Genomic DNA, 15,271 nt, shown 5'->3' with positions numbered 1-15,271 from the left:
CGCATGTATGACGTTTTCATCGATCCCTTCGTCCAGATGGTCCAGATGCCCGACCTCTTGGTTCAGGTGCTCTGGGAGGGTCTGGTTTCAGGGGTGCTCTACGCGCTGATCGCGCTGGGCTTCGTGCTGATCTTCAAGGCTTCGGGAGTCTTCAACTTCGCGCAGGGCATCATGGTGGTGTTCTCGGCGCTGAGCCTCGTGGGGATCTATCAGTTCCTCGCGCGCAACGGGTTTTCGGGACATCTGGCGGCCTTCGTGGCGCTGATCGGCGCCATAGGCGTGATGTTCCTGCTGGCCGTGGCGGTGGAGAAGATCGTTCTGCGGCCGCTGGTGAACCAGCCGGACATCATCCTCTTCATGGCCACTTTCGGGATCACCTGGTTCCTGATCGGCCTCGGAGAAATCATCTTCGGCGGCGAGCCGAAAGCCATGATCTCGGATCAACTGCTTTTGCCGCGCGGCTCCTGGAACGTCGACATGCTCGGCGGGATGGTGGTCTTCCAGAAGCTCGACGTGGCGGCGGCGGTCATCGCCTCGCTGATGATCGCCTCTCTGGCGGTGTTCTTTCAGAAGACCCGCATCGGACGCGCGCTCCGCGCCGTGGCCGACAGCCATAAGGCCGCCCTTTCGGTGGGCATTTCGCTCAATCAGATTTGGGTGATCGTCTGGTTCGCGGCGGGGGTGGTGGCCCTTGTGGCGGGGATCATGTGGGGCGCGCGCTCCAGCGTCTCCTTCTCGCTGCAGATCATCGCGCTGAAGGCTCTGCCGGTGCTGATCCTCGGGGGATTCACCTCGGTGCCCGGCGCCATCGTGGGCGGGCTGATCATCGGCGTGGGCGAGAAGCTCGCGGAATTTTACTGGGGGCCGCTGGTGGGCGGAGGAATCGAGGCGTGGTTCGCTTATGTGATCGCCTTGGTCTTCCTGCTCTTCCGGCCGCAAGGCCTCTTCGGCGACAAGATCATCGAGCGGATATAGCCCATGTTTTATCGCGAAGCAGGTCAATTCAAAGACAACTATGCGGCGGATCGGGCCATCTTCCCGATCCTTCAGGACCGGATCGGGTTAGGCGTGATCCTCGCGGTCGCCTTCCTCGTCATTCCGATGCTGGGGAACGCCTTCTTCCTCAATTCGATCATGACCCCCTTCCTCATCATGGCTTTGGGGGCCATCGGACTGAACATTCTGGTGGGATATACGGGGCTTCTCTCGCTCGGCACGGGCGCCTTCATGGGCGTCGGCGCCTATGCCGCCTATAAGCTCACCACGAGCTTTCCGCAGGTCAACGTGCTGATCTGGGTCATGTGCTCGGGATTCTTCGCGGCGGCGGTGGGGGCGGTCTTCGGCCTGCCCTCGCTGCGGATCAAGGGGTTCTATCTCGCGGTGGCGACCCTCGCGGCGCAGTTCTTCCTGCAATGGTCCTTCGTGCGCGTGGGCTGGCTCTATAATTACGACCCCTCCGGCGCGATCCAGATCCCGGCCCGGACGCTCTTCGGCCTGCCGATCACCGGGCCGCACGCCACGCCGCTGACGCAATATCTCGTGACGCTGAGCATCGTGGTCTTCATGACGCTCATCGCCTCGAACATCGTGCATGGGCGGATCGGGCGCAGCTGGATGGCCGTGCGCGACATGGACATCGCCGCGCAGCTCATGGGCATCCGGCTGCTGCCGACCAAGCTGCTGGCCTTCGCGGTCTCCTCCTTCTTCTGCGGAGTCGCGGGGGCGCTGATGGTCTTCTTCTGGCTCGGGGCGGCGGAGCCGGTGGTCTTCGACATCAACCTGTCCTTCAAGATCCTGTTCATGGTGATCATCGGAGGCTTAGGCTCTCTGATCGGCTGTTTCCTCGGAGCGGCTCTGATCCATGTGCTGCCCATCCTGATCCGCATGCTGCCGCTCGGCGGCGACGCGGCGATGGTCGAGCATCTGACCTTCCTTCTGGTCGGCGCGCTCATCATCTTCTTTCTGATCGTCGAGCCTCACGGGCTCGCGCAGCTCTGGCGTTTGTTGAAGCAAAAGCTCCGCGTCTGGCCCTTCCCCTATTGAGGGCCGGCGAAGCGGAGTGTGGGAGGAATTGAGAATGAAGCTGTCCAAAGCGGCTTTCCTGCTGAGCGCGGCCTTGGTCGCGGGCGCGCCTCTGGCGGCCCCCGCCCCGGCGGCGGCCCAGAGCGCGGACACGATCTACGTGCCGCTCTTCACCTATCGCACGGGCGCCTTCGCGGGCTCGGGCATTCCCATCGCCAACGGCATGCGCGACTACCTCACGCTGCTCAACGAGCGCGACGGCGGAATCGGCGGCGTCAAACTGGTCATCGAGGAATGCGAAACCAGCTATGACGCCAAAAAGGGCCTCGAATGCTATGAAGCCGTGAAGCCCAAGAATCCGGTGATGGTCAATCCCTGGTCCACCGGCACCACCTTGCCGCTGATCCCGCGCGCGGGCGTGGACAAGATCCCGGTGCTCTCCATGGCCTATGGCTTGTCCTCTTCGGCCAAGGGCGACGTCTTCCCGTGGATCTTCAATCCGCCCGCCACCTATTGGGACGGCTTCACCCAGATCCTGCAATATATCGCCGAGCAGGAAGGCGGCGGAGTCGAGAAGCTCAAGGGCCTGAAGATCGGCTATATCTTCCTCGACGCCAGCTTCGGCCGCGAGCCTCTGCCGCTGATCGACAAGCTGTCCAAGGAGCTGGGCTTCGAGGCGAAGCTCTATCCCGTGGCCGCCTCGGACATGCAGAACCAGTCCTCGCAATGGCTGAGCGTGCGCCGCGACCGCCCGAACTACATGATCCTTTACGGATGGGGCGCGCTCAACGCCACGGCCATCAACGAGGCCGTGCGCACCGGATATCCCATGGAGAAATTCATCTCCATCTGGTGGCCGGGCGAAGACGACGCGGCGGGCGCGGGTCCGGGCGCGGCGGGCTTCAAAACCCTCAACTGGCACGCCGTGGGCGCGGATTTCCCGCTCATTCAGGACATCAAGACCCATGTCGTCGACAAGGGCCTGAGCCAGACCGACCCGGCGAAGCTCGGACAGGTGCTCTATAACCGCGGCGTCTATAACTCCATGCTGATCGCCGAGGCCATCCGCAAGGCGCAGGAGATCACCGGCAAGAAGGTCGTCGCCGGCGAGGACGTGCGCCGGGGCCTCGAAAACCTCAACATCGACGAGGCGCGGCTTGAGGAAATCGGACTCGGCGGCTTCACCAGCCCGGTCAAGCTGACCTGCGCCGATCATAACGGCCATTTCCCGACCTTCGTTCAGCGCTGGGACGGCGACAGCTACGAGAAGATCACCGATTACGCCCCGCCGATGAGCCAATACGTCATGCCGCTGCTGGAGGAGGACGCCAAAGCCTTCGCCGAGCGCAACGCGCCTTGGCCCGCCCGCACCGAGCCTTGCGATAATTAAGGCTCCGCCTTCAGGCCCTCTCCCTGCGGGGAGGGGGCCGCCTTCCGATCCTTTCGAGCGTTTTCCGACCAAATCGGCCCGTTTCAACGCTCTCAGCCTTTATTTTGTCGCGCTTTCACGACGCGAAGCTTGGTCAGCTTCGCTGGAAAGCGCTCTAAGAAACCGGAGCGCCGCGAAAGGCGCCCTCAGCCCCCTCAGGGAGGGAAGCCCTCATGTCCGAAGCCGCGCAGCAGGCCGCCGCCGGGACCGCCGCTCAGGTCGCCCCGGAGATCGCGCTCAAGGTCAACAACATAGAAGTCATCTACGACCGCGTGGCGCTGGTGCTCAAAGGCGTCTCGCTGACCGTGCCCAAGGGCGGAATCGTGGCGATCCTCGGCGCCAACGGCGCGGGCAAGACCACCACGCTCAAGGCGGTCTCCAATCTGCTCCACGCCGAACGCGGCGAAGTCACCAAGGGCTCCGTGGAGTTCAAGGGCGAGCGGGTGGACAAGCTCAGCCCGAACGACCTCGTGCGGCGCGGCTGCATTCAGGTGATGGAGGGCCGCCATTGCTTCGGCCATCTCAGCATCGAGGAGAACCTCCTCACAGGCGCCTTCACCCGGCGCGACGGCTCCAAGGCCGTGAAGGACGATCTGGAGATGATCTATGATTATTTCCCGCGTCTGCGTCAGCGCAAGGGCTCCATGGCGGGCTACACCTCCGGCGGCGAGCAGCAGATGTGCGCCATCGGCCGCGCCATGATGAGCCGTCCCAGCATGATCCTGCTCGACGAGCCTTCGATGGGCCTCGCGCCGCAGGTGGTGGACGAGATCTTCGAGATCGTCAAAGACCTCAACCGCAAACAGGGCGTCTCCTTCCTCGTGGCCGAGCAGAACACCAATATGGCGCTGAAATACGCCACCTACGGCTATATCATGGAGACGGGCCGCATCGTCATGGACGGCGCCGCCGACGACCTGCGCGATAATGAGGACGTCAAGGAATTCTATCTCGGCGTCGGCGGCGAGGGCCGCAAATCCTTCCGCGACCTCAAGAGCTATAAACGCCGCAAGCGCTGGCTCTCCTGAGCCCCTCCGCCTGTTTTCGGAGCCTATCTTCGCCGCGCCCCTCCAGCGCGGCGAAATCATTTGGGCCCCCGGCCCGACCTTTCCGGCCTGCGCTCGGGAAGCCTTCTCCGGGTTCTGGATTCGCGCGGGAATCCGCCCCGCGCGCGGGGCGGCGAGGTCGAATGAGAGCTTCGTCGGATTCCCTTTGATTGTTTTATTGCGCAGCGCCGCGCCGCCCGCTATTTCGACGTTAGTCGACTCGCTTCGCGCGCAAAGATATTTCAAATGGTCGACATCAAGGAGGAGCGTCAGCATGTCTCGTTACGGTCAGGTCTACGCCGATTGGCAAGCTGATCCGGTGGGCTTCTGGGGGAAGGCCGCGCAGGAGATCGATTGGTTCCGTCCTGCGGACAAGGTCTTCGATCCGCAGGCGGGCGTCTGGGGGCGCTGGTTCGAAGGCGCGCTCTGCAATCTCTGCCATAACGCGATCGACCGTCATGTGGCCGACGGGCGCGCCGATCAGCTCGCGGTGATCCACGACAGCCCCGCCACCGGGAAAACCACCAAATTCACCTACGCCGAGGCTCTGGCCGAGGTCGGGGCTCTGGCCTCCGTGCTGCGGGCGCAGGGCGTCGGGAAGGGCGACCGGGTCGTCATCTACATGCCGATGGTCCCTGAGGCGGTCTTCGCCATGCTGGCCTGCGCGCGGCTTGGGGCGATTCATTCGGTGGTCTTCGGCGGCTTCGCCTCCAAGCAGCTCGCGGTCCGCATCGACGACGCCAAACCGAAGGCGATCATCTCGGCCTCCTGCGGCATCGAGGGCAAGCGCGTCGTGCAATATAAGCCGCTGCTCGACGAAGCCGTCGACATGTCGACCGCCAAGCCGCAGACCTGCGTCATCCTCCAGCGCGAAGTCCATCCCTGCGAGCTGATCCCCGGCCGCGATCTCGATTACGCTCAGGTGGTGGGCGCCGCCAAGGCCGCCGGACAGACCACGGAATGCGTGCCGGTCGAGGCCTCGCACCCCTCCTACATCCTCTACACCTCGGGCACCACGGGCCAGCCCAAGGGCGTCGTGCGCGACACCGGCGGCTATATGACCGCGCTCAAATGGACCATGAGCAATCATTACGGCGCCAATCCGGGCGAAGTCTTCTGGGCGGCCTCGGACGTGGGCTGGGTGGTCGGCCATTCCTATATCTGCTACGGCCCGCTGCTCCACGGCTGCGCGACCATCGTCTATGAGGGCAAGCCGGTCGGCACCCCGGACGCCGGCGCCTTCTGGCGCGTCGTCGCGGAGCATGGCGTGACCACCTTCTTCACCGCCCCGACCGCCATCCGCGCCATCCGCAAGGAAGATCCGGAAGGCGAATTCATCAAGAAATACGACCTCTCGAAGATGCGCGCGCTCTTCCTCGCGGGCGAACGCTCCGATCCGGCCACCATCCACTGGTCGCAGGACAAGCTCGGGGTTCCGGTGGTGGATCACTGGTGGCAGACTGAAACCGGCTGGCCGATCACCGGCAATCCGGTGGGCCTCGGCGTTCTGCCGATCAAGCCGGGCTCTTCGGGCGTGCCGCTGCCGGGCTATGAGATCGTGGCGCTCGACGACGAGGGCCATCCGATCGCGACGCCCAACACGCTGGGCAACATCACGATCAAGCTGCCGCTGCCTCCGGGCGTCTTCCCGGGGCTCTGGAACGCCGAGGAGCGTTACAAGAGCGCCTATTTCGCCGAATTCCCCGGCTATTACGCCACCTCCGACGCGGGCATGGTCGATCAGGACGGCTATGTCTTCATCATGGCCCGCACCGACGACGTGATCAACGTCGCGGGACATCGCCTCTCGACGGGCGCCATGGAGGAGGTCCTCGCCAGCCATCCGGCGGTGGCCGAATGCGCGGTCATCGGCGTTCAGGACGCGCTCAAGGGCCAGTCTCCGGCGGGCTTCTTCGTGCTGAACAACGGCGTGACCACCCCGCCCGCGCAGATCGCGGAGGAGCTGGTGAAGCTCGTGCGCGACAGGATCGGCCCCGTGGCCGCCTTCCGCATGGCTCTGCCGGTGAACCGCCTGCCCAAGACGCGCTCGGGCAAGGTGCTGCGCGGCACCATGCAGAAGATCGCCGACGGCCTGCCCTGGGAGATGCCCGCCGCCATCGACGATCCCGCCGTGCTCGGCGAGATCGAAGAGATCATCGGCAAGAACCGCGACGGCGGCGCCAAGGCCTGAGGCTCCTTTCCGGAGATGACGATGCGGCGGCCTCCGAAAGGGGGCCGCCGCGCTTATGCGCAGACGGGCGCGGTTGACGCCCCGGCCTCGGGCGGGTTTGATGGTCTGATCGCCCCTCCCCCGCTTCAGAGAGGATCCGCTCTTCGTGCCTGAGACTCCCGGATGGAACTGCGACGCCGCCGCTTCGGAGACGGCCCGCGAGAGCCTCGCGCTGCTGTTTCCCGGCGCCTCGGCCCCCATCCTTCTGACCCGCGCGCCGGAGATCGCCGGAGGACTCGCTCAGGCGCTCAAGGGCTGGCGGCCCAGATTGCGCCCCGCCCGGCCGGAGGATTTCGCCGCCCCGCTCGCGGCGGCCCGTCCCGACGCGGGCGGCTATGAGATCGCTTCCCGAGCCTTGGAGCGGCCTTTGACCGGATTGCCGCTCGCCAGCGCGGTCAGCGCCTTGGTCGCCGATCTGGCGCAGGATTTTTACGAAAGCCGCCCTGGGTTCCTCGGGCTGCATTGCGGGGCCTTCCTCGCGCCGCAAGGGCTGGCGCTGCTGCTCGGGCCGCAGAAGGCGGGCAAAAGCACGCTCATCGCGCGGCTCTCGGCGGAGCCCGGCCTGCGGATCTTCTGCGACGACGTTCTGCCGCTCACGCCTCAGGGCGAGGGGCTGGCCTTAGGCGCGGCGCCGCGTCTGCGGCTGCCTCTGCCCGCCGGAGCCGGATCGGCGCTGCGGGCGCATCTGGCGCGGCACGGCGGCTTTCGGGACGATCGTTACGCCCATCTGACCGCGCCGGGACTCGCGCCTTTCGGCGCGCGGGCGCCTCTGGCGGCGCTGGTGGTGCTGGAGCGCCGCAGAGGCGTCCGCCCCACCCTGAGCCTGATGCCCTCCGAGGAAGCCGCCGCCCATCTTCAGGCGCAAAGCATGGGCTTTCCTCAGCCCGAAACGGCGGCGCGCATGGCGAAGCTGGCGGGATCCCTGCTGCGGCTGCGGCTGACCTACGCCGATCTGGAGCCTGCGGCGGCGCTGCTGCGGCGGAGGTTTCTCGCCGCGCCGCCTCCTCTCTGGGGGCGTCTGCTGAAAAGGCTCCGGCCTTTCGCCGAAAAGCGCTAAAAGGGAAGCGGATTCCCTCCCCCCGACTCTCTCTGTTCTCCGAGGATTCTCATGACCGATCTCGCCCGCTCACCCCTGACGCATTGGACCGGGCCGCTCGGCCTGCCGGATTTCGGAGCGATCAAGGACGCCGATTTCGGCCCGGTCTTCGAGGCCGCGATCAAGGCCCACGCGGCGGAGATCGAGGCCATCGCGCAAAATCCCGAACCGCCGAGCCTCGACAACACGCTGGCGGCTCTGGACCTCTCCGGCGAGGCTCTGGACCGCGTCTCCTCCGTCTTCTGGCTCAAGGCGGGCGCCGACGCCACCCCGGAGATTCAGGCTCTGGAGCGCGAGATTTCGCCGAAAATGGCGCGTCACGGCTCGGCCATCTCGATGAACGCGGCGCTCTTCGCCCGCATCGACGCGCTGTATCAGAAGCGCGAGAGCCTCGGGCTGGACTCCGAGACTCTGCGGGTGCTGGAGAAAAGCTGGAAAGGCTTCGTCAAATCCGGCGCCAAGCTGAACGAGGCCGACAAGGCCCGGCTCGCGGCGATCAACGAGGAGGCGGCGGGCCTCGGCGCGCAATTTTCTCAGAACGTCCTCGCCGATGAAGCCGAATGGGCCCTGATCCTCGACGAGGCCGATCTCGACGGCGTTCCGGAGGCGCTCAGGGAGGCCATGGCCGAAGCCGCCGAAGCGCGCGGCGCCCAAGGCCGCTACGCCTTGACCCTCTCGCGCTCGATCTACGAGCCCTTTTCGCAAAGCTCCACGCGGCGCGATCTGCGGGAAAAGGCTTGGCGCGGCTTCATCGCCCGCGGCGAGGCCCGCAACGCCGAGATCGTCAAACGGACCCTCGCGCTGCGGGCGGAAAAGGCCAAGCTCCTCGGCTATCCGACTTACGCCGCCTATAAGCTCGACGACACCATGGCCAAGACCCCGCAAGCGGTGCTGGATCTGCTGAATCCCGTCTGGGAGAAGGCCCGCGCCCGCGCCGCCGAGGATCAGGCCGACATGGAGCGTCTGGCGCGCGAGGCGGGGGCCAACGACCCCTTCGCGGCTTGGGATTGGCGCTTCTATGAGGAGAAGCTCCGCGCCGAGCGCTACGCCTTCGACGAGGCGGAGCTGAAGCCCTATCTTCAGCTCGACCGCATGATCGCGGCGGCCTTCGACGTGGCGGGCAAGCTCTTCGGCCTGCGCTTCGAGGAGCGCAAGGACGTTCAAGGCTGGACCCCCGACGTGAAGGTCTATGAGGTCACGAACGCCGACGGCTCCCATCGGGCGGTCTTCCTCGGCGATTACTTCAACCGTCCCTCGAAGCGCTCCGGGGCTTGGATGAGTTCGCTGCAATCGGGCTATAGCCTCGGGGCGGGCTCGACGCCGATCATCTACAACGTCTGCAATTTCGCCAAGCCGCCCGCCGGAAAGCCCGCGCTGCTCTCCATCGACGACGCCCGCACCTTGTTCCATGAATTCGGCCATGCTCTGCATGGGATGCTGACGGAAGTGCGCTGGCCCTCCATCGCGGGCACCTCCGTCCCGCGCGATTTCGTCGAATTGCCCTCGCAGCTTTACGAACATTGGCTGACCACGCCCGAAGTGCTGAAGGCCCATGCTCTGCGCCATGACACGGGCGCGCCTCTGCCGGAGGATCTGCTCAAGAAGATGCTCGCCGCGCGGAATTTTGGGCAAGGCTTCGCGACGGTGGAGTTCGCGGCTTCGGCTCTGGTGGATATGGCCTATCACGCCGAGGAGGAGGCGCCCGAGGATCCCGCCGCCTTCGAGGCCGCGACCCTCAAGCGCCTTGATATGCCTGAAACCATCGCCATGCGTCATCGCACGCCGCATTTCCTGCATGTCTTCTCGGGCGAGGGCTATTCCTCGGGCTATTACTCCTACATGTGGTCCGAGGTGCTGGACGCCGACGCCTTCGAAGCCTTCTCCGAGACGGGCGACGTCTTCAATCCCGCCGTGGCCAAGAAGCTGCGCGACAACATTTATGCGGCGGGCGGCTCCAAAGACCCCGAAGCGCTTTACACCGCCTTCCGGGGCCGGATGCCCGCCCCCGAAGCCATGATGAAGAAGCGCGGCCTCGCTTAAATTCTTTTCTCGACGGCGTGGAGCATCTGCGCCCCGAGGCTATACCACCCCTCGCGCAAGGCCCGGTAAGGCGCCTGCGCGAGGGGCTTCTCCGGCAGAGGAATCCCCTCAAGCGGCAGATCTCCGAGCAGATGCGCCGCCAGAGTCGCCCCGAAGACCGTGCCCGGAGCTATGCCGCGCCCGTTATAGCCGCAGATCGCCAGAGCTTGAGGCCCCAGCCGATGCAGGCGCGGCAAGCTGTCGTCGGTCATGCCGATCATGCCGAACCATTCGGCTTCGAAGGGGATCTCCGCGAGATCGGGATAGATCGCCGCCATGGCCCGACGCGCCCAATCCCGATGAATCCGCGCGCCGATCCCCTGAAGCGCCCCGACGCTCCCCACCACCAGCCTTCCGGCGGCGTCCATGCGGAAGGAGGTCAGAACCTCTTTGGTGTCCCATGCGCCTTGGCGCTGAGGCAGGAGCTTCGTCCGCAGAGCCTCCGGCAAGGGGGCGGTGGCGAAGTTGAAGTAAGGCAGGCGGGTTTGTTGCCCGGCGGCCTCGGGCCAGAGATCATGGCCATAAGCGTCTGTCGCGAGGATCAGGCGCGGCGCCCGAACCGAGCCCTCCGGCGTGCGGACCACCCAAGCCTCGCCGTCATGACGGGCTTCGAGGGCGGGCGAGCCGCCGCAGATCCGCGCTCCCGCCGCCAGAGCCGCCCGCGCCAGACCGCGCGCATAGGCCAGAGGCTGGATCGTCCCGGCGCGGCGATCCAGAAGCGCGGCCTCATAAACGCCGGAGCCGATCAGTCCGGCGGCGGCCTCGCGGCCGAGAAGCTCGACGTCGGCGCCGCGCGCCCTCCATTGGCCTGCGCGCGCCTGAAGCTCCGCCAGCCCCTTGCGTCCGACGCCGCAATGGAGCGTGCCCGCATGGACCGCCTCGCAGGAGATGTCATGGCGCGCGATCAGGCGAAAGACCCGCTCAGGCCCCGCCCCGAGCAGATCCAGCAAGGCCCCGCCGCGCTCCGGCCCAAAGGCTTCAAGCACCGCCTCCGGCATGACCCACATGCCCGCGTTGACCAGCCCGACATTGCGTCCGGCCCCGCCGAAGCCCGGCTCTTCGGCCTCCAGAACGAGGGTGTTCATTCCGCCTTCGGCCAGATGCAGCGCCGCCGAAAGCCCCGTATAGCCCGCCCCGATCACCAGAGCCTCGGCCTCCGCTTCTCCGGCCAGAGGCGGCGTCTCGGGCGCGGGCGGAGCGCTGCGCGCCCAAAGTCCATGGCTGCGGGGATCTTTCGTCAAAAGCGACATGGCGCGACCCGAAAAAGGGAGAGGATGCTTCCTTCTCGCGCGGATTCCCGCCCCGCGCCAGAGGCTTCGCGCAAGCTGGACGGGGTGGCTTTGCGACGCCCTCCATGTTTAATCTGGCGGCGATTCCCCGCCTGAGAGCGTTGTCCGATCCCATCGGATCGCTCAAACGCTCTAAGCTTTTATGTGGTCGCATTTTCGCGACGCGAAGCCTGATCGGCTGCGCTGGAAAATGCTCGATAAGAAAGGCCCGCCATGTCGTCCTCGCCTCTCGCCGCCCGGACCGCCGAAATTCTCGCTCGTTTGGGAGTCGCGGCCTCCGCCTTTCAGGGCGGACCTCTGGAGAGCCGTTCGCCGCTGACTGGCGAGGTCGTCGGCGGGCTGACGCCCCATTCCCTCGCGGAGGCCGCGCAGGCCGTGGAGCGGGCTCAGGCGGCCTTCCGCATCTGGCGCGAGGTTCCCGCGCCGCGCCGGGGCGAGCTTGTGCGGCTCCTCGGCGAGGAATTGCGCGCCGCCAAAGAGGATCTCGGGGCTTTGGTCTCCATCGAAGCGGGGAAGAGCCGCTCCGAGGGCCTCGGCGAGGTTCAGGAGATGATCGACATCTGCGATTTCGCCGTGGGCCTCTCGCGCCAGCTTTACGGCTTGACCATCGCCAGCGAACGCCCCGGACATCGCATGATGGAGACGTGGCATCCGCTGGGCCCGGTGGGGATCGTCTCGGCCTTCAACTTCCCGGTGGCGGTCTGGTCGTGGAACGCGGCTCTGGCTCTGGTCTGCGGCGATCCTGTGATCTGGAAGCCCTCGGAGAAGACGCCTCTGACCGCCCTCGCCTCTCAGGCCGTGCTGGAGAAGGCTTTAGCGCGCTTCGGCTCGGCGCCGGAGCATCTGAGCCAAATCCTCATCGGCGGGCCGGAGATCGGCGCGGCCCTCGTGGAGAATCCCGGCGTTCCGCTGATCTCGGCCACAGGCTCGACGCGCATGGGCCGGATCGTCGGGCCGAAGGTCGCGGCGCGCTTCGGGCGGAGCATCCTCGAATTGGGCGGCAATAACGCGGCCATCGTCGCGCCGACGGCGGATCTCGACATGGCTCTGCGCGCCGTGGCCTTCGGCGCCATGGGCACGGCGGGCCAGCGCTGCACCAGCCTGAGGCGGCTCTTCGTCCATGACTCGATCTACGACGCCCTCGTGCCGCGTCTGAAGAAAGCCTACGCCTCGGTTTCGGTGGGCGATCCTCTGGCGACGGAGGCCCTCGTGGGGCCGCTGATCGACAAGGCGGCTCATGACGGCATGGTCAAGGCGCTGGAGGCGGCCAAGGCGGCGGGCGGAATCGTGCATGGCGGCGGACGCGAGGCGGTCGGGCCGGAGGCGGCTTATTACATGCGCCCCGCCCTCGTGGAGATCTCCGGGCAAGTCGGCCCTGTTCTGGAGGAGACCTTCGCTCCGATCCTCTATGTGATGCGCTACGCCGATCTTGAGGAGGCCGTCGCCGCGCAAAACGCCGTGACGGCGGGGCTTTCCTCGGCGATCTTCACGCGGGATCTGCGAGAGGCGGAGCGGTTCCTCTCGGCGGCGGGTTCGGATTGCGGCATCGCCAACGTCAATATCGGCACTTCGGGCGCCGAGATCGGCGGGGCCTTCGGAGGCGAAAAGGAGACCGGAGGCGGACGCGAATCCGGCTCCGACGCGTGGAAGGGCTACATGCGCCGCGCCACCAACACCATCAATTACTCCGACGCCCTGCCGCTGGCTCAGGGCGTGGTCTTCGACATCGACTAGAGCATTTTCCAGCGAAGCCTTTCTGGCTTCGCGTCGCGAAAATGCGGCCACGTCAAAGCTTAGAGCGTTTGAACGATCAGATATGATCGGAAAGCGCTCTAAAGGGCGAGGGGGCCGCGCAAGGCCCCCTTCCCGATCAGGCGGCGGGCTTGGCGGCCTCCGTCTCCTTCGCTGCGAGGGGCGCGGGGGGCGCGGCTTCAGGGATGGGCTCCGGCGCGGGCTCCACGGCCAGAACCTCGCCGATCCTCTCCTGATGCAGGAAGCCGCGCAATTCGTCCTCCTCCATCACCGCCAAAGGCAGATCCGTGCCCATGGCCATCGGCAGAGCCTCGGCGAGGGGCGAGCCCTGTTCGATGCGCGGCGGCTCCTGAGCCAAATCCGCCGGACTGGCCGAAGAGCCCTCGGCCACGGCCACCTGAAGCGCCGCCTCGGTCAGCACGCCCTGAAAAGCCCCGCTTTTATAGACGAAGCCGTAAGTCTCGCCCGCCTTGCGCATGTCGAGCAAAGCGCGGTCGAGGTCGTCATGCGCGATGCGATGCGCGGGAGGCTTCATCAGCTTCTCGACGGTCAGCACCTTGGCGCGATTCACATCCCGCACGAAGGCCCGCACGTAATCATCGGCGGGCTCAAGCAGAATCTCATTCGGCGTCCCGACCTGCACCAGCGCGCCGTCCTTGAGGATCGCGATCCGGTCGCCGAGGCGCAAAGCCTCGTCGAGATCATGGGTGATGAAGACGATGGTCTTCTTGAGCTGCGCCTGAAGCTCGACGAGCTGGTCCTGCATCTGGCCGCGGATCAGAGGATCCAGCGCCGAGAAGGCTTCGTCCATCAGCAGGGCGTCGGGGTCGTTGGCCAGAGCCCGCGCCAGCCCGACGCGCTGTTGCATGCCGCCCGAAAGCTGCCCCGGATATTGCTTTTCAAAGCCTTCGAGCCCCACCGTCTTCAGCCATTCCATGGCTTTGGCCTCGCGTTCGGCGCGGGGGACGCCCCGCACCGAAAGCCCATAGGCGGCGTTCTCCAGCACGGTCCGGTGCGGCATGAGCCCGAAGCGCTGGAACACCATTCCGAGCTTCTCGCGGCGGAAGGCCTCCAGACGCCGCGCGTCATATTTGAGGATGTCCTCGCCTTCGAAAAGGATTTGTCCGTCCGTGGGATCGATCAGCCGATTGAAGTGGCGGATCAAGGTGGATTTGCCCGAGCCGGACAAGCCCATGATCACGAAGATCTCGCCGCGTTTGATCTCCAGCGAGACGTCGCGCAGGCCGACCGTGCAGCCGGTCTTGGCGAGGATCTCGTCTTTCGCCGCCCCCTCGCGGAGGAGGCGCAGAGCCTCCTGCGGGTTTTCGCCGAAGATCTTGGTGACGTTCTTGACTTCGATCATGCTCATGGCGTCAGCCCTCTCCGCTGCGGATCTGCATCCGCCGCCCGAAATTCTGCGTGATACGGTCCAGCACGATGGCGAGGATCACGATGACCAAGCCGCCGATCAATCCGCGTCCGGCGTCGTTGCGCTGCAAGCCGAGCAGCACCGTCTCGCCCACGCCCCGCGCGCCGATCATCGAGGCGATGACCACCATGGCCAGAGCCATCATCATGGTCTGGTTGAGACCCGCCATGATCGAGGGCAAAGCCAAAGGCAATTGCACCCCGCGCAGCATCTGCCAGCGGGTCGCGCCGAAGGCCCGCGAGGCCTCGACCACCTCGGCGTCGACCTGCCGGATTCCCAACTCCGTCAGACGGATCAGCGGCGGCGCGGCGTAGATCACCGTGGCCAGCACGGCGGGCACCTTGCCCAAACCAAAAAGCATCGCCGCCGGAATGAGATAGACGAAGCTCGGAATGGTCTGCATGAGGTCGAGGATGGGGCTCAGAACGGCCCGGAAGCGCGCCGAACGCGCCGAAAAGACTCCGAGCGGCAAGCCGATCAGCGCGGAGATCAACACCGCCACCAGCACGATGGCGAGGGTCTGCATCGCCTGCTCCCAGAGCCCGAAGCAGCCGATCAGCCACATGAGGAAGGTCAGCCCCGCCGCCATGAGCAAATGGCGCGAGCTCGCCCAAGCGAGCCCGAAGACCACGATCAGCAGGATCGCCGGATGCAGATCCCGCAAGCCCGTTTCAATGAACAACAGGATCTTGAGAATGAAATTGGAGACGGCTTCGAAGCCGTCCCCGTAATTGACGATCAGATAGCGGACGAATTGATTGACGCCATCCGCGATGGGTTTGCCCAGATCGACGAACATGGAGGAATCCTTCCGAGGCCTGCGGAGAAGCAAAAGGAACGGCGCGGAGCAGGCCGGACCCTGCTCCGCGTCGCATCCCGGCGAGGAGAGAAGGACGCTT

The 15,271-nt window shown here is 65.8% G+C and carries 11 protein-coding genes; 8 read left to right on the top strand and 3 right to left on the bottom strand.

Features of this window, described 5'->3' with window-relative positions:
- The first annotated feature begins 45 nt into the window (after positions 1-45).
- The 7 genes from B161_RS0106890 to B161_RS0106855 all read left to right on the top strand — a co-directional run bounded on the left by B161_RS0106890 (position 46) and on the right by B161_RS0106855 (position 9,863).
- Positions 46-975, top strand: coding sequence for a branched-chain amino acid ABC transporter permease (locus B161_RS0106890; RefSeq protein ID WP_205619234.1), 930 nt, complete (start codon positions 46-48; stop codon positions 973-975).
- Positions 976-978: 3 nt separating this feature from the next.
- Positions 979-2,043 (top strand): branched-chain amino acid ABC transporter permease, encoded by a 1,065-nt coding sequence (locus tag B161_RS0106885; protein WP_018632635.1) that lies wholly within the window; start codon positions 979-981, stop codon positions 2,041-2,043.
- A 34-nt stretch (positions 2,044-2,077) separates the two neighbouring features.
- Positions 2,078-3,412: an ABC transporter substrate-binding protein gene (locus tag B161_RS0106880; protein ID WP_018632634.1), complete on the top strand. Its 1,335-nt coding sequence runs from the start codon at positions 2,078-2,080 to the stop codon at positions 3,410-3,412.
- 212 nt (positions 3,413-3,624) lie between these two features.
- A complete protein-coding gene (locus B161_RS0106875; RefSeq protein WP_018632633.1) occupies positions 3,625-4,479 on the top strand; it encodes an ABC transporter ATP-binding protein in 855 nt (284 codons plus the stop codon).
- Between the two features lie 292 nt (positions 4,480-4,771).
- Positions 4,772-6,688, top strand: coding sequence for a propionyl-CoA synthetase (locus B161_RS0106865; protein WP_018632631.1), 1,917 nt, complete (start codon positions 4,772-4,774; stop codon positions 6,686-6,688).
- A 145-nt stretch (positions 6,689-6,833) separates the two neighbouring features.
- On the top strand, positions 6,834-7,784 hold the full coding sequence (locus B161_RS17130; protein WP_018632630.1) for a hypothetical protein: 951 nt from the start codon (positions 6,834-6,836) through the stop codon (positions 7,782-7,784).
- 51 nt (positions 7,785-7,835) lie between these two features.
- Positions 7,836-9,863, top strand: coding sequence for a M3 family metallopeptidase (locus B161_RS0106855; RefSeq protein WP_018632629.1), 2,028 nt, complete (start codon positions 7,836-7,838; stop codon positions 9,861-9,863).
- On the opposite strand, the gene B161_RS0106850 is transcribed toward B161_RS0106855, so the two are convergent.
- Positions 9,860-11,152: an NAD(P)/FAD-dependent oxidoreductase gene (locus B161_RS0106850; RefSeq protein WP_018632628.1), complete on the bottom strand. Its 1,293-nt coding sequence runs from the start codon at positions 11,150-11,152 to the stop codon at positions 9,860-9,862. The genes B161_RS0106855 and B161_RS0106850 overlap by 4 nt on opposite strands.
- 252 nt (positions 11,153-11,404) lie before the next feature.
- Here B161_RS0106850 and amaB point away from each other — a divergent pair, with 252 nt between their 5' ends.
- A complete protein-coding gene (amaB, locus tag B161_RS0106845) occupies positions 11,405-12,925 on the top strand; it encodes an L-piperidine-6-carboxylate dehydrogenase (protein WP_018632627.1) in 1,521 nt (506 codons plus the stop codon).
- Positions 12,926-13,061: 136 nt separating this feature from the next.
- Here amaB and B161_RS17125 read toward each other — a convergent pair whose 3' ends face one another.
- Positions 13,062-14,312 (bottom strand): quaternary amine ABC transporter ATP-binding protein, encoded by a 1,251-nt coding sequence (locus B161_RS17125; protein ID WP_018632626.1) that lies wholly within the window; start codon positions 14,310-14,312, stop codon positions 13,062-13,064.
- Positions 14,313-14,316: 4 nt separating this feature from the next.
- Positions 14,317-15,171, bottom strand: coding sequence for an ABC transporter permease (locus B161_RS0106835; RefSeq protein ID WP_018632624.1), 855 nt, complete (start codon positions 15,169-15,171; stop codon positions 14,317-14,319).
- Between the last annotated feature and the right edge of the window lie 100 nt (positions 15,172-15,271).

This window comes from Neomegalonema perideroedes DSM 15528, assembly GCF_000374145.1.
Lineage (GTDB): Bacteria > Pseudomonadota > Alphaproteobacteria > Rhodobacterales > Rhodobacteraceae > Neomegalonema > Neomegalonema perideroedes.
This window is presented reverse-complemented; position numbering and strand designations above follow the sequence as displayed.